The organism is Pseudarthrobacter sp. NPDC092419, assembly GCF_044755045.1.
GTDB lineage: Bacteria > Actinomycetota > Actinomycetes > Actinomycetales > Micrococcaceae > Arthrobacter.
The window spans coordinates 198963-219561 of sequence record NZ_JBIVQF010000006.1 but is presented as its reverse complement, the minus strand read 5'-3'; the positions used below and the strand labels follow the sequence as shown (position 1 = coordinate 219561).

The following is a 20599-nucleotide window of genomic DNA, read 5'->3' as shown; positions in this document are numbered from 1 at the left end:
TGGTATCAACAAACTTGGCACACTATTGAGTTCTCAAACAACAGACACACCCGGCACCACCCAAACCAACGTTCAGGATCGCTCCGGAGCAACTTCTCAAACTTACCCGATCCCCCACCCCAACGCAAATCCATCTTCCAGGACCCACTCGGAACAAGAAACCACCCCACCAACAATCCAGCGCCCTAAAGAGCAACCAGAAACTGGCCTTGAAATTCGGGGGATTCGCCACCCGCGGTACCCAGCTCTTCGCTGTCTCCCTCGCGGCGACTTAGAAAACAATACACCCCCACCACCCCACCCGCAAATCCACCCAACACCACCACCCCACACCCCCAAAAACCCCCACAACACAACGAAAAACAGACCACGCAGACACCAAAACCGACCTCCGCCGTCGTAAACCCAATCTGTGTGCTGCCCCACATTAGGCGGCGCAAAAGCGAGGCCGCGTTAACGCACAAAAAGGCCGGCAACCACATGGTTGCCGGCCTTTTTCAAGCAGCTGGATTCAGCGGGACTGAATTACCAGGAAGACTTGGTGATGCCCGGGAGTTCGCCCTTGTGGGCCATGTCGCGGAAGCGGACACGGGAGATACCGAACTTCTGGAAGGTACCGCGGGGGCGGCCGTCGATGATGTCGCGGTTACGCAGACGGATCGGGGACGCGTTACGGGGCAGCTTCTGCAGGCCCAGGCGGGCTGCTTCACGTGCTTCGTCGGTTGCGTTTTCGTCAACGAGGGTCTTCTTCAGCTCGAGGCGCTTTGCGGCGTAACGCTCAACGATGACCTTGCGCTGCTCGTTGCGAGCAATCTTGGACTTCTTAGCCATTGTTTAGCGCTCCTCTCGGAATTCGACGTGCTGGCGGATCTTGGGGTCGTACTTCTTCAGAACCATGCGGTCCGGGTCGTTACGACGGTTCTTGCGGGTTACGTAGGTGTAACCCGTGCCCGCGGTCGACTTGAGCTTGATGATCGGACGTACGTCCTTGTCCTTAGCCACTAGAGCTTCACCCCACGAGCAAGAATGCTGGCGACGACTGCGTCGATGCCGCGCACGTCGATGGTCTTGATGCCGCGTGCAGAAACCTGCAGCGTGACATTACGGCGCAGGGACGGAACCCAGTAGCGCTTCTTCTGGATGTTCGGATCGAACCGGCGCTTGTTGCGGCGGTGCGAGTGCGAAATGCTGTGCCCAAAGCCCGGCTCGGCCCCGGTCACTTGGCAGTGTGCTGCCATGACTTCTCCTCAAGAATTGAAAGTAATGATCCGCATATCTGCTGCTGGACCATGCTGCTAAGTGCGACCCAAAAGTGAAGAAGGGCAACGGTTAGTCACGCAACTTGAGCCCCTAACTACCGGCCGCCCTGGAGAAAATTACCGGGCCACCGGAGCAATTGCGCACGCTCCGCGCACTTAGCGCCTACCAAGTCTACGAGTTCGCGCAATTAAAGACCAATCCGGCTCCCGCAGGGTGTATAAGGGGCGCACGACGGCGGCACCTGCCCGCGGCGCTATAGCCGGGTCAGCGCGGGGTACTTGGGCGAAAGGTTGTCCCCCGAGGACTTGCCCGTCACCCGCCGCATGACCCAGGGTCCGGCGTATTCCCGGAGCCACTGGGCATTGGCGCGCAAGGCTTCGCTGCCGCTCAGTTCGGGGACCGGCGTCATCGGCGGGATGTCGATGGAGTGGTCGTACTTGAGCACCTCCAGGACGCGCTTTGCCATGTTCGCGTGGCCGGTGGCGGACATGTGCATCCGGTCCCTGGCCCACATACCCCAGTCGTAGTACTCGCTGAAGCGCCAGTAATCCACCAGCAGCGCGCCGTGGTCGCCGGCGATGCCGCGGACCAGCTCGTTGTAGATGGCGGTGCGCCCGCGCATGGTGCCGAAAACCTTGGACCCGCGCGCGTCGAAGCCGGTGAACATCACTACCGTGGCGCCCGTGGCACTCAACCTGCGGATGCCGTCGTCGTACTCTCCGAGAAGGTCGTCGATATCGATCCGGGGGCGGAGGATGTCGTTGGCGCCCGCGTAGATGCTCACCAGGGTGGGCTGAAGTTCGACGGCGGCGTCCACCTGCTCTGCCAAGATCTGGCGGAGTTTCCTCCCGCGGATGGCGAGGTTGGCGTACCCAAAGCCGGGATCCTCGGCTCCCAGCCGTTCGGCCACGCGATCCGCCCAGCCGCGGACCCCGTTCGGGCGGGCAGAGTCGTCATCTCCCACGCCTTCCGTGAAGGAATCGCCAAGGGCCACGAACCGGGTAGTAAAGTCCATCCGGATAGTTTGCCACCCGTTGCCGGGAGCAACCAAGAAGCGGCGCGGAGGCTAGGTTTCCCGCAGGATCCAGTGGTCGTCGTCGAGACGGCCGACGATCTTTTCCCCGATCCGGGCCAGGTCCAGCACGTCCTGTTCAGAAAGGGCGTCGAGGAAGAGGTTCCGCACGGTCTCCACGTGGTCCGGCGCGAGCGCCACGATGGTGTCCATCCCTTCCGGAGTGAGGTGCGCAATGGTGACGCGGGCATCGTGCGGGTGCGGCCGGCGCTCCACCCAGCCACGCTTCTGCAGCTTGGTGACCACGTGCGAAAGCCGTGACAGTGATGCACTGGTGCGGGCGGCGAGTTCGCTCATGGGCAGGAACCGCTCCTCGGCCTCGGACAGCATGGCCAGCACGGTGTAGTCGAAAAGCGAGAGCTTCCCTGCGGCGTGCAGCTTGGTGTCCAGGGCGGCGGGAAGCAGCGTGTTGATGCTGACCAGGGCCAGCCAGGCACGGCGTTCGTCGGGGTTGAGCCAGCGCGGTTCAGTCATCCGTCCATTCTACGATTGATCCTTCAAGCGCTGGCGACAGGCCGGTAGGCTGGGCGCATGTATGTTGTCTCCCTGAGCTACCGGGTTCCCCAGGACATCGTCGATTTCCACAATGACGCCCATATCGCGTGGCTGCAGCAGGCTTTCGACGACGGAGTGTTCATCGCTGCCGGGCGCAAGATTCCGCGCACGGGCGGGCTGCTTCTGTCCCAGGCTGACCGCGGAACGCTGGACGCGGCATTGGCCAAGGATCCGTTCTACGTCAATGGCGTGGCCGACTTCGAGGTCATGGAGTTCCACGCCGGCCGCGTAGCTCCCGGGTTCGAAAACCTGCTCGACAGCTAACGTCCTTCCGTACGGGCCAGCCCCAATTCCCGCGCCACCTTCTTCATCCCGCCCTTGCGCGGCACCTTCACCGGCTGCGGCCAGCGCGGCGTCAGTTCATCGCCCAGCGTCACCCCGCGCAGCTTGCGCCCGAACAGCGGCAGTACCCAGTCGTGCACCCACCGGCGCTGGTGTTGTTCCCACTCGCGCAGGCTCAGCCGGGTGGGAGGCTCCCAGTCCTTGGGTTGGATCTTGTGCGGTACGCCCAACTGGTCCAGCACCTGCCCCGCAAGGTATTTGTGCCCTGCCTTGGACATGTGCAGGCGATCCGAATCCCACATCCTTCGGTCGTGAAAGGCGTCCAAGCACCAGTAATCCACCAACACGGCATCATATTTCTGCGCAATTTCTCGCACGCGCCGGTTGTAGAAGGCGTTGCGCTTCTTCAGGGGCTCCAGCAGGGCGGATACCTTCACGTCGAAGCCAGTGAACAGGACCAGCACCGCGCCCGTTTCCGCCAGCGTGGCCACCAGTTGCTCGTAGTCGGCCATGAGCGCGGCCATATCGGTTTTCAGGTCCAGGATGTCGTTGCCGCCGGCGTACAGTGTGACCAATGACGGCCGCATGGCCAGCGCCGGTTCCAACTGCTCCTCGATGATGTTCCGAAGCCGTTTGCTGCGGATAGCCAGGTTGGCGTACTTCCACCCGGGCTGGTGCCGCGCCAACTTGTCCGCTACACGGTCAGCCCATCCCCTGACACCGTTGGGCATGGCCTCGTTCCGGTCCCCCACGCCCTCCGTGAACGAATCCCCCAAGGCGACGAAGACCCGGCGGCCAGTTTGGGGAAGCAATGGTTCGGGAGGCACCCGCCCACGCTAGCCAATCAAGCCAAAGGACGGACGACGGCGGGGTGAACAGTTAGTGCGGGGTCAGGCCTGGGCGGGGCGGCACACGCGTCAGGACTGCGCTTTGCGCAGGCCCCAGCCGGTCAGCCCGCGGGGTTTGTAGACCGAGAGCAGCAGGGCCAACACCAGCAGGACGAGGCCTCCGGAGGCGTGGAGGATGGAGGAAGAGCCCGGCGTGTTGCCGTGCGGACCGCCTGCCTCAGGGCCGCGGTGCCCAAACCCCTCCATGAACACCAGCAGCACCGCCGTTGCCACCACCGTGATCAACAGTTTGGCCAGGACCCAGTAATGCCGGACCAAGCCCCACGGCGTGACAAGCGACTGCAGTATGCCTGTCATCAGGGAGGCCAAGCTGAGTGGCACCAGGACCGTCCACCCGATTGTTTCCATGATTGAAAAAGCCGCTTGCTCCGCCTCCGGATTGGCCGACCGTCGCGCGCCTGCTGCGACCGCCAGGAACGCCAGGACTGCACCGATCCAGCCCACGGAGACGGAGATGTGCAGGACCAACAGGCCCTTCCGGAGCTTCGGCCCTACAACCATGGGGCGGCGGATCCGTTGACGGCCAGCCCGTGCGCGGCCGACCCATGCATGGCAGGGCCGTGTTGCACCGGCCCATGGCCGCTGAGCAATGCCACCCCCGCCAGGACCGCCAACCCTGCCATCACGATCAGCGAAATCTTGACCCAGCGCGGCAACGGCGGGGACTGTCGTCTTTGGCGGGGGTTCTGCTCCTCCATGCTGGTTTCCTTTGCTGGGGCCGTCCCGGCTGGGCAGGCGGTAAACAGTTTATCTATACAGAGTGTAACTCCATAGACATGGTGTCGCCTACCGGTCAGCCCGTACACTTAAGCGTGCCCAAGCTGTGGAGTGAAACTATGAGCGCGCATAGGACTGCAGTGCGCGAGGCCATCCTGGACGCTACTGTGTCGCTGGCGGCGGAACACGGCGTCCTGTCCGTCAATATGTCGGACGTGGCAGCATCGGCCGGCGTCAGCCGGGCCACGCTCTACAAATACTTCCCGGACGTCCAGTCCATCCTGCAGGCTGAACACCACCGTCAGATGGCCGGGGAACTGGAGCAGCTGCATTCCGTCAAGGCTGCGGGCGGAGACCCCCGCCGGCAGCTCGAACAGGTGCTGTGCATCCACGCGATGATGGTTCACCGGCACCACGACAGTGCCATCGCCGCAGTGCTGCAGCAGTCCGGCGCGCTGCAGCACAAGGAACAATTCCTGGAAGTGATCCTCCGCAAGGCGGCCGACGACGGCACAATCCGCACCGACATTGCCCCGGCCGAGCTAACGCGGTTCTGCCTGCACGCCCTGGCCGCAGCAGCGCAGGCCGGTTCCGAAGCGGAAGTGGACCGGCTGGTCCGGCTCACCCTGGACGCCCTGGAAGCGTCCGCGCCCCGCTAAAGCTGAGAGAGCGCCGGGGGTAAATGCACCAGGAGTGATAGAGCGTCAGAGTTCGGCTTTGCCCCGCCGCCAGTAGCCCATGAAGGCCACCTGCTTCCGGTCGATCCCCACGTCGCGGACCAGGTACCGCCGCATGTCCTTGATCACGCCGGCTTCCCCCGCAATCCAGGCATAGAACGGCATGGCGCCGGCGGGCATGCCAGGGTTCTTGGAGGCGCCAATCGCTGCCGTGTCCATCCGCGCGGGCGTCTCCCAAAGGATGTCCACGTCAACGTTGACGTCCTCGGGCTCTGGCCCCGCACCGCCGTCGGACGCTTTGATCCCAACCCAGCCGGGCACGGGGACGGCCTTGCGCACGGCCTCGGACAGCAGTTCGCCGTGCGGGCGCGAACGGCCGATCCGGGCGCCGCGGGCCAGCCAGATGATCTCAATGTCCGCGGCGGTCTTCAGCTCCTGGAAGTCGCCGGCCTCGGGAACTTCCAGGAACGCGTGGCCGGTCATGTAGGGCGGCAGGCTCTCGAGGATTGCAGAGATGGCAGGGACGGCGGTCTCGTCGCCGGCCAGCAGGACACGCTGAGCCAGGCCCGGCCGCCATTCGATGCCGGAGTAGATCTCCGCCGTGACACAGTGCGCGGCGCGGTTATTGGGGCCGATGATGGTGATGGCGTCCCCGGGCTTCGCGTCAAGCGCCCAGTTGGCCGCAGGCCCGCCGTGGCCCTCGTCATCGAAGTGCATCACGAAGTCCACGTCGATCTCCGGGTACACCCCGTCCAGGCGCGCCTCGCGGACCGTGTAGGTGCGCATGGACCCGCGCACTGCGGGGTCCATGGCCAGCCATTCCCGGTACCAGCCGGCCTGGGCCATCTCGAACACCGGCAGGGGCAGGGCGCTGCCGTCCTCCGCCAGGGACGGGATCATCAGCTTGATCCGCAGGTCAAGCGTTCCGCCGTGGACGCCGAAGTCCCGCAGCGAGTAGCCGCCGAACGTGATCCGCCGGAAGTTGGGGCTGAGCTGCCGGACCGAGGACACTGTGACCTCGAAGGCCAGGGTCATGGGCTCGGTGTTGATGGCCTGTGCGGAGGCGACTTCGCGGGTCTTCATGAAACGAGCTCCAGTTCAGTGGCAGGGACGTGATGGCGGCCGATGGGGACAACAAGCGGGGTTCCGGTCACGGGGTCCGGGATCACCCGGGATTCCAGGCCGAAAACGGTGCGGACCAGTTCCTCGGTGACCACTTCGCGGGCGCTGCCGCCAGCCACCACGGCGCCGCCCTTCATGGCGATGACGTGGTCCGCGTAGCGCGCCGCGAGGTTGAGGTCATGCAGCACGATGGCCACGGTGGTGCCGCGCCGGCGGTTCAGGTCCGTGATGAGGTCCAGGACCTCCACCTGGTGCGCCAGGTCCAGATAGGTGGTGGGTTCATCCAACAGCAGGACGTCGGTCTCCTGTGCCAGGGCCATGGCGATCCACACCCGCTGGCGCTGGCCGCCGGAGAGTTCGTCCACGTCGCGCCCTGCGAGGTCCAGCGTTTCGGTGGCTTCCAGGGCACGCTGCACGGCGGCGTCGTCCTTCCCGCTCCAGCTGCGGAAGAAGCCCTGGTGCGGGTACCGGCCTCGGCCCACGAGGTCCCTGACCGTGATGCCGTCCGGCGCGGTGGGGTGCTGCGGCAGGAGGCCCAGGGCGCGGGCCAGCTCGCGGGCAGGGCGGGCGTGGATGTCCTTGCCGTCCAGGGCCACCACGCCGCCGGCCGGCTTCAGGAGCCGGGAGAGGCCGCGGAGCAGGGTGGACTTTCCGCAGGCATTCGCGCCAACGATCATGGTGACTTTGCCTTCCGGGATCTCCACGGAGAGCCCGTCCACCACGCAGCGCTGGTCGTACTTCAGCGTCAGGTCCTTGGCGTTGAGAACTGCCACGTCAGGCGTCCTTTCGGTTGGCGGTGACCAGCAGCCACAGCAGGAAGGGGGCACCGAGAGCGCCGGTGATGACGCCCACCGGCAGGACGGTGCCGTCCAGCAGCAGGGGCGCCAGGTTGGCGGCGAAGTAGTCGGCGGCGAGGACAATGAGGGCGCCCACCAGGGCCGACGCCGGAAGGCTGGCTTTCCCGGTGGCGCGTCTGGCGATGGGGCCCGCCAGGAAGGCGACGAACGCGACCGGGCCGGCTGCCGCCGTCGCCACCGCTGCAAGGGCCACCGCGATGACCACCAGGGCAAGCCGCGCGGCGTTGACCCGGATGCCCAGGCCTGCCGCGGTGTCGTCCCCGAGCTCGAGGATGCGCAGCGGGCCGGCGATCACCGCCACGGCGGGAACCAGCAGCAGGAGTGCCACGAACAGGACGCCGGCGCGGTCCCAGCTCGCCGAGTTCAGCGAGCCGTTCAGCCATACGAGAGCCTCCGCGGCGGTCCGGATATCCGCGCGGGTCATCAGGAAGCTGACCAGCGCATGCAGCGCCGCTGCGATCCCGACGCCGGCCAGCACCAGCCGGTTGCCCGCCGCGTTGCCACCGCTGCCGCCGCGCATGGCGCCGCCGCTGGAGATCGCGTAAATGAGCGCCGCCACGGCCAGGGCACCGCCGAGCGCTGCGCCGGAAACCACGGCCCCGGACGCCCCGAACACTACGATGGCCAGGACGGCGGCCGCACTGGCCCCGTAGCTGATTCCGATCACGTCCGGACTGGCCAGCGGGTTGCGCAGCATGGTCTGGAACAGGGCACCGGCCAGGCCGAAGGCAACGCCGATCATGGTGGCGATGACCGCGCGCGGCAGCTTGTTTTCCATCACGATGAAGCTGGCGCCGGGGGTCCTGGGGCCGCCGGTCAGGTGGTTGACGACGATGGTGAAGAAGTCCGGGATGGTCACCGTGTAGCTGCCCAGCAGCACGGACGCGGCGAACAGGACCACGACGCCGGCGGCCAGCAGCGCGGTCCTCCCGCCTCCGCGCCGTCCCCCGCGTTGCTCTATCACCTTTGGTGCTTTCGGGCCCGTTTTAGCAGCCGTATCTGACAGAGCAACGGCGGGGGGTGCAGTGGGTGCGGGGGTTGAGGGGCTCACAGTCCGGCTCCCTTCCCGCGGCGGACCAGCCACACGAAGACGGGCGCACCCACCAGGGCGGTCATGATGCCGGCGGGGACCTCGCCGGGGAGCAGAATCACGCGGCCGATGATGTCCGCAGCCAGCAGCAGCGCCGGCGCGGCCATCAGCGAGAACGGAAGGATCCAGCGGTAGTCCGGGCCGGTGAGGAACCGGACGGCATGCGGAATGACCAGGCCAACGAACCCGATCGGACCGGCCAGCGCAGTGGCGGAGCCGGCCAGCAGCACGATGCCCAGGGCAGTAACCGCCCGGGCCAGGCCGACGCGCTGGCCAAGGCCCCGGGCGATGTCGTCACCCAGGGCAAGGCTGTTCAGGATGCGGCCGGTCAGCAGCACGATCAGCGCGCCGACGGCAAGGAACGGCAGGCCGGGAAGGACCACAGACCAGTCGCGGCCGGCCACGCCGCCAACCTGCCAGAAGCGGAACCGGTCCAGGGTGTCCTGGCTGGACACCAGGATGACGTTCATCAGCGAGTACAGTCCCGCACTCAGCGCGGCACCGGCCAGCGCCAGCTTCACGGGGGTGGCGCCTTCCCTGCCCAGGGAGGCCACCAGGTAAACCACGACGGCGGCACTCGCCGCGCCCGCGAACGCGAACCAGATGTAGCCGGACAGTGAGCCGACGCCAAAGACGTAGATCCCGGTGACCACAGCCAGCGCGGCACCGGCGTTGACGCCCATGATGCCGGGGTCCGCCAGCGGGTTGCGGGCCACGCCCTGCATGGCAGCGCCCGCAAGTCCCAACGCACCGCCGGCCAGCAGGCCAAGGACGGTGCGGGGAATGCGGGCATGGACTACGGCATGGTCCCCGTTGTCCGGATCAAACTGGACCAGCGCCTGCCACACGGTGGCCAGGGACAGGTCCCGGGCGCCGATGGCCAGGGATGCCCCGGCCAGGAGCGCAAGTACGACGACGGCGGCCAGCAGCCAGGCGGCGCGGTTGCCCCGTGCGGGGGAGCCGGCGCCGTCGGGGCGTCGAGACGTGACGTCCCGCCGCTTTCCCGGCGCCAAAGCGCCGGGATCTCGCGCCTCGCTGCGCGCCGTCGTCGTACTTTGCGTCATGGAACTGTTACTTCACGGCATCCGCGGCGGTGGCCAGCTGCGGCAGGAACGTGTCCAGGGACCACGGCAGGCTCAGCGGGGAGGAGGCCGAGATGGACAGCGTGAGGGTGTTGTCCGAGTCGGCTACGAGGGCGCCGTCCTTGATGGCGGGGATCTGGCTGAGCAGCGGGTCGGCCTTGATGGCCTTGGCGGTGGAGGAGTCCGGAACCCAGGTCACGAAGACGTCGGATTCAAGTTCGTTGGCCTTTTCAGCGGACCAGGGAAGGAAGAATTCCTTGGAACCCTTGGACTTCTCTTCAACGACGGGGGCAAGCTTCATGCCGATTTCGCTAAGGAAGCGGGGGCGGTTGTCGTTGGCGGTGTAGACGTTGACGCCGTCGCCCTTGGCAGGCTCCAGGTTGCCGTAGATGAAGCTCTTGCCCTGGATCTGGGGGTACTCGGCGACCTTTTCCTTGATGGTGGCCTCGGTGTCGGAGATCAGCTTGGCGGCTTCTGCTTCCTTGCCCAGGGCTTTGCCAATGATGGAGGTGGAGTCCTGCCAGGAGGTGCCGTAGGCCAGCTCGGGGTGTGCCACCACCGGGGCGATCTCGCTGAGCTTCTTGTAGTCCTCTTCGGTCAGGCCGGAGTAGGCGGCCAGGATGACGTCCGGGTTGAGCTTGGCGACCTCGGTGAAGTTGATGCCGTCAGCCTCGGAGTACTGGGCCGGGGCCTTTTCGGTACCGAAGCCGGCGCCGAGCTTCTCGAGGGCTGCGTCCTTCCAGGGGGTGGAGCCCTTGTCGTTGCCGCCCCACTCGTTCTTGGGGACGCCTACCGGGACAACGCCCAGGGCGATGGCGACATCGTCATTAACCCAGGAAACGGTGGCAACGCGGGTGGGCTGCTTCTCAATGGTGGTCTCGCCGTAGACGTGCTCGATGGTCACGGGGAACTGCCCCTCGCTGCCGGTTTCGGCAGGAGCGGAGGACGCCGGGCCCGTGGAGCAGGCGGAGAGGGTGAGTGCCGCTGCGGCCAGGACGGCCGATGCCTTGCCGGCCGACTTGAGCAGCGTGCGGCGGGTGGCGCTGAGGCCGGGGAAGAGGGGGGAAGTCACGGAACTCCTTAGGTGAATGATGCGAACCTAAGTAAGGCTAGCCTAGCCTCTGCTCTATTACGCAACGTTAGCGTAACTTAATACCCGATGTGACGAAGCCCACCCCCGACGCTCTCTCAGTTAACGCTGAAAAATCCCGAACCCTCTCTCACCAGGTGAGAGAGGGTTCGGGGAAAAGCGACATCAAGTGAGAGAGCGTCCGGGGTCAGCGGAGCACGATGTCCACCGGGTTCGCCTCGGACCGCCACGCCCCCTCGTCGCCCGGGCGGGGACGGATGACCGGGGCCGTGAGCACGCCGGAGCGGTTGGTGCGCTTGTCCCGCAGGATTTCGGTGACAGAGCCCAGGTGCCGGGACAGGTCGATGACGTTCTCCGGAGCGGCCAGCAACAGCTGGAACCCGAACTCGTGCAGCGCCTTGATGCCGGCGCCAGCGAACTCTTCCGAGGCCAGCACGAACGCCTCGTCCATCATCACCGTGCCGTACGTGGTGAAGCCCTGCTCGGCAATGCCCAGCTGGTAGCTGAGCGCCGCGGCCATGATGAACGCGGTGAACCGCTGCCGTTCGCCGCCGGACATGGAGCCAGTGTCCGCGTGCATGAACACGTCGGTCTTGCCGCCCACCGCGCGGTGTTCCTTGCACTGGATGAACAGGTGTCCGCGCACGTCCAGCACCTCGGCCCGCCACCTGCGGTCCTCCGGCGCCTGCGAACCCAGCCGTTTGACCAGGGTTTCCAAGGACTTGTAGCGGGCGGTGAGCTCGGCGTCGTCGTCGCGGTCGGGGGCGGCCGCGTCAGTCTTTGGAGCGCGGGCGTGCCGGGCCTTCAGCGCGTTCTGGATGGCGTCCTTGAACTGCTTGGCCGTGGCCGGCAGCGTCTGCTTGATGTCCAGTTCCAGGTAGCTGCCCTCGTGGAAGTTCACCTCGGACAGGATTCCGTTCAGGGGAAGGATGCGGCTGGTGATGGAGCGGCGTTCCTCGTCCAGCAGGTGCAGGAGCGTACTGAAGGATTCGTGCGTGCGCTGGTTGAAGAACTGCCGGAACTCGGCTTCCTGCGCGGGCAGGCCGTCGTTGACGATCGCGTGGTACCGGGCCTCGAACTCCCCCGCGGCGCCGATGGTGGTGCCATGGTCCGCGGAAATCGCGCTCCCCCAGTCCCGGACGAACGCTTCGAAAATGCGCGTCAGCCGCTCGGCGGTGGCCTGCCCGCGCGACTCCGCCGCATGCAGTTCACCGAGGAGTACGGTCCGCACGCGGTTGGCCAGGTTGTCCAGTTCGTGCATCTCCGCCACGTCGCCGAAGTCCGCAAAGTAAGGTTCCAGCGCGGCAACGGCAGCGTCCGACGGCGGTGCATCAGCCAGGCGGCCACGCGCGGCTTCCAGCAGCGCATCAGCGGTGGTGAGCTCCCGGTCCAGGGCCTTGTATTCGCTCTGCAGGACGGCCGCGGCCTCGGTGCTGGCCTGGTGTTTCTGCCGCACTTCTTCGATGGCGGCGCGCAGGGGTTCAAGGTCTGCCTGCGCCGCCAGGGCATCCTTCAGCCGCTGCTCTATCCGCACCAGTTCCTTGGCCGCCACGACGGCCGAGACCTGGTCCCAGGTCCGTTCGTCCTCGGCGATCCGCCGCAGGGCCTCGAGCTGCCGGCTCATGCCCTGGTGCGAGTCCTCGCGACTCTGCGCCAGTTCGGCAGCCTTGGCCACTTCCTGCCGGAGGTCCTCCACCTGACCGGCCACCAGCTCCAGCTTGGCGGCGTTGTCGAAGCCCAGCACGTAGTCCTGCCGGCTGGTGAAGCGGTCGTCCTTTTCCACCGTATGGCGGTTCCGCTTGACCACGCCGCCAAGGCTGAGGCCCTTGTCCAGGCGCGCCAGCTCGTCCGGATCCTCCACGCACGGATACGCGAAGTCCAGGGCGACCCGCTCGCGGACCCAGGTACCGGCTTCAGCAGCCGAACCGGTGGCGAGGATGTCCAGCTTGGTGAGCAGGTCGCCGTCGAGCGCTTCCTCCACGGCGAGCGCACCGCCGGTGAGGGGCTTGGAGATGTCCACCGCCCGCAGCGCGCCGCGGATGTTGTGGCCGTTCAGGTACCGCGTGACGGCGGCGAAGTACTCGCCGGGGACCAGCAGGGTGGTGGCCAGGCTGCGGAGGGCGCGCTCGGCGGCGGGGCGCCACTGTTCCTCCCCCTCGGCAAGGTCCATCAGTTCGCCGGCGAAGGGCATCCGGTCCTCCGGTACGCCCGTGGCGGCGGCGATCGCGGCACGGTTTTCAATGCTCGACGGCGGCAGCAGGGATTTGCGCGTCTTCAGCGAGACGAGTTCCTGCTCAGCCGCGGCAAGTTCGCGCTTGCGGGTTGCGTGCGCGTCGAAGGCCTCGAAACGGAGCTCCTGAAGGGCGTGCGAATCGTCCTTGAGTTCGGCGGACCGCGCGGCGGCCTGTTCGTGGGCCTGGTCCCAGCCTTCCGCTGTCCATTCCAGCTGCAGGCCGGCGTCGGCGAGCGCCTGCTGCGCGGATTCCTCCACCTGTTGGCGGAGCCGGAGGCCCACCCGGGCATTCTCGAGGGCCTGGTCGATCGCGGAAATGGCGTTGCCGCCCTGGTTGTTGTAGTCCGCTTCGAGCTGGCGCAGCTCCTTAGCCAACCCGTCCCGGACGGCTCGCTCGGCGCCGAGTGCCTTGGCTTTGGCCTGTGCCAGCTCCTTGAAGCGGGCCAGTGTCTTCTGGTGCACGGACACCGCAAGCTGCTGCCGGTACGACTCGAACGCTTCGCCGGTGAGGTCGCGGAGCCGGTTGGCGTCCAGCAGGGCCTGCGCGTATTCGCGGTTCAGACCGGGAACCGGGGCCAGCTGGTCGCGCTGCTGCCGGACATCCTCCAGCCGCTGCCGGATGGACATAAGGTTGCTGAACTCCTCCACCACGTCATCGGCGGCGGCGAGGGTGGCGGGCGCGTCCAGAACCTGGTCGCGGAAGAAGGTGTTAACGCTGCCGCCCAGGCCCTTGCCCGCCTGGATGACGCGCAGCAGCGGCAGCGCCTGGTCCGAGTTGATGCCCAGCAGCCGGCGGAAGCGTTCCGCGAAAGCCTTGTGCACGTCAAACACCTGGGCGTTCGGGAACACCGCCTCCAGGGCAGCCCTGGTAAACCGCTTGTCCGCAATCCCCTCCAGCGCTTCGAGGTCCAGCGGCGCGTTGTCGATGAGGTAGAACCGGCCCACGCTGGATTCGGTGCCGTTCTTGGGCAGGTCGAACAGCGCAGACACCGTCACCCGGGTGCCGGCGGCGTTGTCGAACGTGAGGGCGACGGCGGACCAGGTGGCCCCGGGGCGCTGGAAGGCACTCGCCGAGCCTTCTCCCACTGCCTTGTCGCCCACCTTCCCGCGCATATACGTGAAGGTGGTCCTCTTGTCCTCCACAGCCCCGCCGGCGCGCTGGGCAGCAGCTTCGTTGGACCGGGGACGGGCGTCAAAGACCCGCAGCATCGCATCAAAGAGCGTCGACTTGCCCACCCCGGAGTTGCCGGTCAGCAATGTGCCGTTCCGGTCCACGTGCATGGTGTGGGCACCGTGGAACGTGCCCCAGTTGACCACCTGCACCAGCGCCAGGCGCATCTGGCCCGGGTTGATGGCCTCGCCCAGCGGCAGCATGTTCGCGATCGTCACTTCGTGGCCTCCGCTTCGTCGTCTTCACCCTGGCCGTCGAGATCAATAAGGGGCTCTGTTCCTGTGAGGTCTGTTGTGGCGGCAACGAGGGCTTCGATCTGTGCCGGGATGTCGCCGATGTTCTCGAACGGGAGGGCCAGGGGCAGGGCGTTGGAGATGGTGTAGACGTCTTCGAGCCCGGTGGGGAGGAGGAGCTGGCGGGCCAGCAGCTTGCTGATGGCGCGGGTGACCACGTCCGAATCGCGCAAGGCGTCCTGCTGGCCGGCGGGCTGGTAGTGCGCCACGAGATCGGTGATTTCCTCGCGGGTCACGGTGGGGTCCGTCTGCGCGGTGACGTGGCGGTCCAGGAGCAGGCGCAGTCGGAGCAGGACGATGGTCTCCACCCGGCTCAGGGCACGCTGCTGGCGCAGGATGCTGGAGCGGGCGCTCGCGCCGATCGCGTCCGGGTCCACCGGCCGCAGCACGGCAATTTTCCGCTCATGGTCCAGCTGGAGGGCAAGGAACAGCTCGGACAGGCGGCTGCGGAGGATCACCTGGTTGTCCAGGAGCACGGTCCACAGCTTCTCGTCCCGGCCGCCGTCGATGTAAGGGCCCTTGAGGAGCCTGACCAGCGCCTGCCGCACCTTCATGGGGAGCACCCCGGTGTCGCCCGGGAACAGCGCGGCGCCGTCAACGAAGGTGTCCCGCGGCGCAGGTGCGGCGTGCCGCTCCAAGGGCGCCGCCGTCGTAATTTCTTCAGTCATCAGAATCCTTTGCGAGCGTGACCACCGGAAGGTAGGCCCTGCGGGTGGTGCCGTCAATCTGTTCAAAGTCCACGCCATCCCAGGCATCCCGGCTGAAGTCCGCCCCGGCGTGCAGGGCGTGCGAGAGGAGGCCGCGGATGGTGTTGATGTGCTGCTCCTCCGGCGGTAGCTGGGCCCAGGCCTCCACGAGCGTGCCGGCTCCCGCCATGGCCGCTCGGATCACCTCCGGCTTGGCCTTGGCGGTCCTCGGCGAGCGCACCCGGTCCGAATCGCTGAAGGCAATCGGATCAGCAAGCCTGGGCGGGGCGGCGAACTCGTCCGGGTCGAAGAGCTTGACCATGGAGAGGGACTCGAACGCTGCGTTGTAGAGGACCGGGCCGGCCACCAAGGCAGGCCGCTCGCGCTCGTAGGGAAGGGATCGAATGACCTGCTCGGCCTCGCGCAGGACCTGGCGGAGACGGACGGACTGGCGGAAATCGTCGCTCTGGACGTAGGTGTTCAGACTTTCGCTGAGCTTGCCGTAGATGCGCTGGATCTGGCTGTGCTGCTGCCGGAGTTCCGCCACCAGGTTCTTGAGGGTCTCGCGGTCCTCCGCTGAAAGGTCGTCCGCGAACTGCCGGCCCAGGACCTCGCTGATCGCAGACCGGAAGCGAAGCTGCTGCTGCGGATCCTCAAGGAAGGCCGCGAAGGACCGGAAGGTCCTGCCCTCCGGGCTTTGCCGCAGCCGCTTGTCCGCCTCCAGCACCTGCGCCATCGTGGCACCCTTGGTGAGCGATTCCTCGATGATCTGGTTGCGCAGCCCGCCCACCAGCTCCTCGATCCGGTCACGCATCTTCTTGTAGTCCGCCGGAAGACTCGCGGCCAGGTCCAGGATGTTCCCGGCGGCTTCCACGGCTTCATCATCATCGAGCAGGCCGTCAAATTCGCCGCTGCTGATGTCCTGGATCAGCTGCTGCCGCTCCTCGATCTCCTCTTCCAGCGATTCGAGGCGGGCGCTTTGATCCGGGTTGGTTTCGTTGGCCAGCTTCTCCACGTCCCCCAGCAGGGTGCCCAGGCGGGAACCGTTGAGGGTGGACCGGTCGCTGGATAGGCTGTCCAGGAAAGCGAGCACGCGGGCGGCGGGCTCGGTAACCTCGTAGACGATCTGGCCGGACTGATTGCGGCGGGTGAGGAACTGCCGGCGCGTCCATTCGTCGCCGAACGCCTTCCCGTTTGCCCCTCCGCCCACCGCGGGCTCCTGACGCCGGAGCTCCTCGAGGAAGGAGTCGACGTCGGCATGGAACTCCTCGAGCGGAAGCTGCGGCCGGGTGCGGGTAAAGGAGGCCTGCAGCACCGCGATGACCCACGGCGCTGAACGCGTCAGCGCCCACGCCGGCCCCTTCGTGAGGAGTTCGAGGTCCCTGAGCCTGGCGCTGATGGCGTCAGCGGATGACCTGGCGGAGCGGGGCACGCACTCTCCTCGGGCTGGTTGGGGGTTCGGTGGTCCGGCGGCGGCGGAAAACTGCCACCCTCAAGGTTAACGCAGTCCACCTAAAGCGGTGGGGGCCGCGACCCGGCCGTGACCTACCCGGGCGTAGAGTCTCGATCCCGTATCAACAGCCCCGCCGGGTCTTTTGGCTCTGGCTGGCGGCGCGGCCCGCACCTACGCTTCTGCTACTGATTCCGGCCAAAAAGCAGCCATCACACGTTTCGCAGCAGGGGGAATAATGCAGTTCGATCTCAGCGCACTGGAAACCGCGACCCTGGTGTTCATCGGGACCCTGGTCTTCGCAGCCGTCCTGGCCGTCTTCGTGCTCACCGCAGCGCTCGCGGCCATGCTGCTGTTGGGGCTGGGGAGGCTCGCCTGGGCGGTGGCCGCCGGCATGCTCCTGGCGGTGGTGCACGGGATCAACGCGGGCTGGGAGATCGTGGCGCGCGCCGCCGTCGGGTTTTCCTCCCGGACTACAGCCAGCGGTGCCCGCGAGCCGGTCCCGGCCCCTAGCACGGGTACCTACCCGCGGGTAATATAGAGAGACAGCTGAAGGGTTCTCCAACCCGGCGGATCCATGGCTACACCGGCCGGTCCGGCCAAGGAGATGACCCATGAGCTCCGCAACTGACACCCCAACCACTGATGCCCCGGACGCGGAGACCCCCGTCCCGGCCGGCAACCTCGGCGCCGGAGCCACCGCGGACGACGCCCGCGCCGTCGCCGAAGCCGCCCGCGAATCCACTTGGGAGCGGCCGAGCTTCGCCAAGGGCCTGTACCTGGGCAGCTTCGACCTGGGGCTGGTGCACCCGTGGCCCGCCGCGCGCTCCGAGGATGTGGAGCGCGGTGAAGCCTTCATGGCCCGGCTCACCGACTACGCGAAGACCCTGGACGGGAGCGTGATCGAGCGGGAAGCCAAAATCCCGAACAATTACATCCGCGGCCTGGCCGAGTTGGGTGTCTTTGGCATGAAGATCCCGCAGGACTACGGCGGGTTGGGCCTCTCCCTGGTGTACTACGGCCGGGCACTGGCACTGCTCGGGAGCGTGCACCCCAGCCTCGGCGCCCTGCTCTCGGCCCACCAGTCCATCGGCGTCCCGGAACCGGTCAAGGTTTTCGGCACCCCGGAGCAGAAGCGCGAGTACCTGCCGCGCTGCGCCGCCGGCGCCATCACCGCTTTCCTCCTGACAGAACCGGATGTGGGCAGTGACCCCGCCCGGATGGGCGCGACGGCAACGCCAACGGACGACGGCGGCGCCTACCTTTTGGACGGCGTGAAACTTTGGACCACCAACGGGGTGATTGCGGAACTCGTGGTGGTGATGGCGGTGGTCCCGGCATACACCGGCCCGGACGGAACCGTTCACAAGGGCGGGATCAGCGCCTTCGTGGTGGAGATGGATTCCCCAGGGATCACGGTGGAGAACCGGAACGCCTTCATGGGCCTGCGCGGCATCGAGAACGGCGTCACCCGGTTCCACCAGGTCCGGGTGCCCGCCGCCAACCGGCTGGGCCGCGAAGGGCAGGGCCTGAAGATCGCGCTGACCACCCTTAATACAGGGCGGCTTTCCATCCCTGCCCTGTGCGTGGCATCGGGGCGCTGGAGCCTGAAGATCGCCCGCGAATGGTCCAACGCCCGCACCCAGTGGGGCCGGCCCGTCGGTGAACATGAGTCCGTGGGCAAGAAGATCGCCTTCATCGCCGCCTCCGCGTTTGCCCTGGATGCCGTCTTTGAACTCTCCGCCGAACTCGCCGACGCCGGGCAGAAGGATGTCCGCATCGAGGCCGCCTTGGCCAAACTCTGGGCCACCGAAATCAGCTGCCGGATCGCTGACGAGCTGGTGCAGATCCGCGGCGGCCGCGGCTTCGAGACCGCCGAATCGCTCGCTGCACGCGGCGAGCGCGCGGTCCCGGCCGAGCAGCAGTTGCGGGACCTGCGGATTAACCGGATCTTCGAGGGCTCCTCGGAAATCATGCGCCTGCTAATTGCCCGGGAAGCCGTGGACGCGCACCTGGCAGCCGCGGGCAGCCTCGCCTCCATGGATGCGAGCCTGCAGGACAAGGCGCGTGCCGCCGTCGGAGCCTCCGGCTTCTACGCCAAGTGGCTGCCCAGGCTCGTGGCCGGCGCCGGCATGGACCCGCGCTCCTACAGCGAGTTCGGCCGGCTGGCCAAGCACCTGCGGTTCGTGGAGCGTTCGTCCCGGCGGCTGGCCCGGCAAACGTTCTACGCCATGGGCCGCTGGCAGGCAAAGCTCGAGCGGAAGCAGGCATTCCTGGGGCGCGTGGTGGACATCGGCGCCGAACTGTTCGCGATGACCGCCTGCTGCTCCCGGGCCGAGATGCTGATGCGCACATCACCGGAGAAGGGCGCCGGCGCCTACGAATTGGCGGAGGCGTACTGCGAACAGGCGCGCGTGCGGGTGGACGAATACTTCGACCAGCTATGGCGCAACACGGACGACGCCGACCGGCGCCTCACGCGCAAGGTCCTCGCCGGCGATTACACCTGGCTTGAGGCAGGGGTGCTGGACCAGTCCGAAGGGACCGGCCCATGGATCGCGGACGCCTCCCCCGGCGCCTCCACGCGGGAAAACCTGCACCGGAAGTACCGGTAAAACCGCTGGTCACCGCACAGTAAGCACGCTTGCTATCCTTTGGGTCGGGTGGTTGAGTTGAACCATGAGCAGCTCAACGGACCCAGAGAACCTGCCTTCCCGGCGCGCCCGCGAGTACGACAGCGCCCGCGAGGACGATACCCGGGCCTTTGACCGGCCCCGGACGGACGACGACGCCACCCGCGCCTACCCCGAAGCGGCCGGAACCCCGGCTACCTCCGGGGCCTCCGCCACGCGGGACTATGTCCCGACGGCACCGGTCACCGACCCCGGCCTCGCGGACCGCGAAACGGCTTTCATCCGCGAGAAGGAGCAGTTTGGCGGCATCAAGGCCGGATCTGCCTTCTTCGGCTGGCTGACCGCGACGGGCATGGCCGTCCTGTTGACCGCGCTGGTCGCGGCCGCCGGGACCGCCGTGGGCCTGGCGAACAACGCCGACGTCGGAGACGCCGTCAGCGAGGTGGCCAACAACGGCACCATCGGACTGGTGGGCATCATCATCCTGCTGGTGATCCTCCTGGTGTCCTACTACTGCGGAGGTTACGTGGCAGGCCGGATGGCCCGCTTCAACGGCGCCAAACAGGGCCTGATGGTCTGGATCTGGGCACTCATCGCCGCGATCGTCATGGCGGTCCTCGGCCTGGTGGCCGGCCAGCGCTTCAACGTGCTGGCAAGCCTGAACAGCTTCCCCCGGATTCCCATCAACGAGGGCGAACTGACCACCACCAGCATCATCGCGGCCGTCGTCGTCGCCGCAGTGGCACTGCTGGGTGCCGTGCTGGGAGGACTGGCCGGCATGCGCTACCACCGGAACGTGGACCGCGCCGGGTTCACGCCGGAGAGCGACTACCGGGACGAGTAGCCTGCCGCAGGCCCTTGAGGACGCCGCAGGAGTCAGTCGAGAAACGTTCCGTCCACGTAGTACCAGCGGCCGCCCTCGCGGACAAACCTGCTGGCCTCATGGAGGACACCGCGTTCCGGGCCGTGCCGGTAGTAGGCCTTGAACTCCACCGTGCCCTCGATATCCAGCGGCCCGCCCCGGCTGGTGGACACGATATCAAGGCGCCGCCACTCCATCTCCGGGTCCAGCTCCAGCTCCGCCGGGGCCGTGTCCGGGTGGTGCGTCCGGCGCAGGTACCCGGCGTCAAGGAACGCGAACGCACTGTACCGGGAACGCATCAGCTGCTCCGCAGTGGCGGCCTCGGAGCAGCCCGAGTGGAACCGCCCGCAGCACTCCCCGTACTGCTCGCCGGACAGGCAGGGGCAGTGGGCGGCATCCCGATTTCCGTTCATAAGCCCGATGCTGTCATATCCGGTAACAGCTTTGAAACAACCCGGCCCGGCCGTCCTTCACACCGGCAATCGACTCCAAAAATCCGTATGGTGGAGAAAGAGCTGATGCCCTGGACGAGCGGGCGCCGGCGCGGGCCTCGCTGCCG

Annotated in this window: 22 protein-coding genes; 5 read left to right on the top strand and 17 right to left on the bottom strand. The window is 66.9% G+C overall.

The window, feature by feature from the left end; genetic code table 11:
* Positions 1-525 precede the first annotated feature (525 nt).
* From rpsN to ACIQC0_RS11760, 5 genes are all read right to left on the bottom strand, one after another.
* Entirely contained in the window at positions 526-831 is a 306-nt protein-coding gene (gene rpsN, locus ACIQC0_RS11780) for a 30S ribosomal protein S14 (RefSeq protein WP_009358853.1), read from the bottom strand.
* A gap of 3 nt (positions 832-834) precedes the next feature.
* Complete coding sequence (rpmG, locus tag ACIQC0_RS11775) at positions 835-1002, bottom strand: 50S ribosomal protein L33 (protein ID WP_013602737.1); 168 nt, start codon at positions 1000-1002, stop codon at positions 835-837.
* Positions 1002-1238 (bottom strand): 50S ribosomal protein L28, encoded by a 237-nt coding sequence (gene rpmB / locus ACIQC0_RS11770; protein ID WP_015938871.1) that lies wholly within the window; start codon positions 1236-1238, stop codon positions 1002-1004. Before rpmB ends, rpmG begins: the two co-directional genes overlap by 1 nt.
* A gap of 275 nt (positions 1239-1513) precedes the next feature.
* Complete coding sequence (locus ACIQC0_RS11765) at positions 1514-2275, bottom strand: SGNH/GDSL hydrolase family protein (protein WP_400535109.1); 762 nt, start codon at positions 2273-2275, stop codon at positions 1514-1516.
* Between the two features lie 51 nt (positions 2276-2326).
* Entirely contained in the window at positions 2327-2806 is a 480-nt protein-coding gene (locus ACIQC0_RS11760; protein WP_377216198.1) for a MarR family winged helix-turn-helix transcriptional regulator, read from the bottom strand.
* 57 nt (positions 2807-2863) lie between these two features.
* Here ACIQC0_RS11760 and ACIQC0_RS11755 point away from each other — a divergent pair, with 57 nt between their 5' ends.
* Positions 2864-3151 (top strand): YciI family protein, encoded by a 288-nt coding sequence (locus ACIQC0_RS11755; RefSeq protein ID WP_400535107.1) that lies wholly within the window; start codon positions 2864-2866, stop codon positions 3149-3151.
* On the opposite strand, the gene ACIQC0_RS11750 is transcribed toward ACIQC0_RS11755, so the two are convergent.
* The 3 genes from ACIQC0_RS11750 to ACIQC0_RS11740 form a co-directional block, all read right to left on the bottom strand.
* Positions 3148-3996 (bottom strand): SGNH/GDSL hydrolase family protein, encoded by an 849-nt coding sequence (locus ACIQC0_RS11750; protein WP_400535105.1) that lies wholly within the window; start codon positions 3994-3996, stop codon positions 3148-3150. The genes ACIQC0_RS11755 and ACIQC0_RS11750 overlap by 4 nt on opposite strands.
* A gap of 90 nt (positions 3997-4086) precedes the next feature.
* Positions 4087-4578 (bottom strand): DUF2269 domain-containing protein, encoded by a 492-nt coding sequence (locus ACIQC0_RS11745; RefSeq protein WP_400535103.1) that lies wholly within the window; start codon positions 4576-4578, stop codon positions 4087-4089.
* On the bottom strand, positions 4569-4775 hold the full coding sequence (locus ACIQC0_RS11740; protein WP_400535101.1) for a hypothetical protein: 207 nt from the start codon (positions 4773-4775) through the stop codon (positions 4569-4571). The genes ACIQC0_RS11745 and ACIQC0_RS11740 overlap by 10 nt, the downstream gene beginning before the upstream one ends.
* Before the next feature lie 138 nt (positions 4776-4913).
* Here ACIQC0_RS11740 and ACIQC0_RS11735 point away from each other — a divergent pair, with 138 nt between their 5' ends.
* Positions 4914-5453 (top strand): TetR/AcrR family transcriptional regulator, encoded by a 540-nt coding sequence (locus tag ACIQC0_RS11735; RefSeq protein WP_400535099.1) that lies wholly within the window; start codon positions 4914-4916, stop codon positions 5451-5453.
* Between the two features lie 45 nt (positions 5454-5498).
* On the opposite strand, the gene ACIQC0_RS11730 is transcribed toward ACIQC0_RS11735, so the two are convergent.
* The 8 genes from ACIQC0_RS11730 to ACIQC0_RS11695 all read right to left on the bottom strand — a co-directional run bounded on the left by ACIQC0_RS11730 (position 5499) and on the right by ACIQC0_RS11695 (position 16527).
* Complete coding sequence (locus ACIQC0_RS11730; RefSeq protein ID WP_400535097.1) at positions 5499-6554, bottom strand: siderophore-interacting protein; 1056 nt, start codon at positions 6552-6554, stop codon at positions 5499-5501.
* Positions 6551-7366: an ABC transporter ATP-binding protein gene (locus tag ACIQC0_RS11725; protein WP_400535095.1), complete on the bottom strand. Its 816-nt coding sequence runs from the start codon at positions 7364-7366 to the stop codon at positions 6551-6553. The genes ACIQC0_RS11730 and ACIQC0_RS11725 overlap by 4 nt, the downstream gene beginning before the upstream one ends.
* Position 7367: 1 nt before the next feature.
* Positions 7368-8414, bottom strand: coding sequence for a FecCD family ABC transporter permease (locus ACIQC0_RS11720; protein ID WP_400535093.1), 1047 nt, complete (start codon positions 8412-8414; stop codon positions 7368-7370).
* Between the two features lie 83 nt (positions 8415-8497).
* Positions 8498-9604, bottom strand: a complete 1107-nt coding sequence (locus tag ACIQC0_RS11715; RefSeq protein WP_400535091.1) for a FecCD family ABC transporter permease — start codon at positions 9602-9604, stop codon at positions 8498-8500.
* 7 nt (positions 9605-9611) lie between these two features.
* Positions 9612-10694 (bottom strand): iron-siderophore ABC transporter substrate-binding protein, encoded by a 1083-nt coding sequence (locus ACIQC0_RS11710; RefSeq protein ID WP_400535089.1) that lies wholly within the window; start codon positions 10692-10694, stop codon positions 9612-9614.
* A 205-nt stretch (positions 10695-10899) separates the two neighbouring features.
* The gene (locus ACIQC0_RS11705; protein ID WP_400535087.1) at positions 10900-14334 is read right to left on the bottom strand and encodes an ATP-binding protein; all 3435 of its coding nucleotides are present in this window, start codon (positions 14332-14334) and stop codon (positions 10900-10902) included.
* Positions 14331-15077, bottom strand: a complete 747-nt coding sequence (locus ACIQC0_RS11700) for a DUF4194 domain-containing protein (protein ID WP_400535085.1) — start codon at positions 15075-15077, stop codon at positions 14331-14333. Before ACIQC0_RS11700 ends, ACIQC0_RS11705 begins: the two co-directional genes overlap by 4 nt.
* A complete protein-coding gene (locus tag ACIQC0_RS11695) occupies positions 15070-16527 on the bottom strand; it encodes a DUF3375 family protein (protein WP_400535083.1) in 1458 nt (485 codons plus the stop codon). Before ACIQC0_RS11695 ends, ACIQC0_RS11700 begins: the two co-directional genes overlap by 8 nt.
* A 256-nt stretch (positions 16528-16783) precedes the next feature.
* On the opposite strand from ACIQC0_RS11695, the gene ACIQC0_RS11690 reads away from it, so the two are divergent.
* The 3 genes from ACIQC0_RS11690 to ACIQC0_RS11680 all read left to right on the top strand — a co-directional run bounded on the left by ACIQC0_RS11690 (position 16784) and on the right by ACIQC0_RS11680 (position 20022).
* Positions 16784-17086, top strand: coding sequence for a hypothetical protein (locus ACIQC0_RS11690; protein ID WP_400535081.1), 303 nt, complete (start codon positions 16784-16786; stop codon positions 17084-17086).
* Between the two features lie 73 nt (positions 17087-17159).
* On the top strand, positions 17160-19160 hold the full coding sequence (locus ACIQC0_RS11685; protein ID WP_400535079.1) for an acyl-CoA dehydrogenase family protein: 2001 nt from the start codon (positions 17160-17162) through the stop codon (positions 19158-19160).
* 64 nt (positions 19161-19224) lie between these two features.
* Positions 19225-20022, top strand: a complete 798-nt coding sequence (locus tag ACIQC0_RS11680; RefSeq protein ID WP_400535077.1) for a hypothetical protein — start codon at positions 19225-19227, stop codon at positions 20020-20022.
* Positions 20023-20054: 32 nt separating this feature from the next.
* On the opposite strand, the gene ACIQC0_RS11675 is transcribed toward ACIQC0_RS11680, so the two are convergent.
* Positions 20055-20453: a YchJ family protein gene (locus tag ACIQC0_RS11675; RefSeq protein WP_377216215.1), complete on the bottom strand. Its 399-nt coding sequence runs from the start codon at positions 20451-20453 to the stop codon at positions 20055-20057.
* Positions 20454-20599 lie beyond the last annotated feature (146 nt).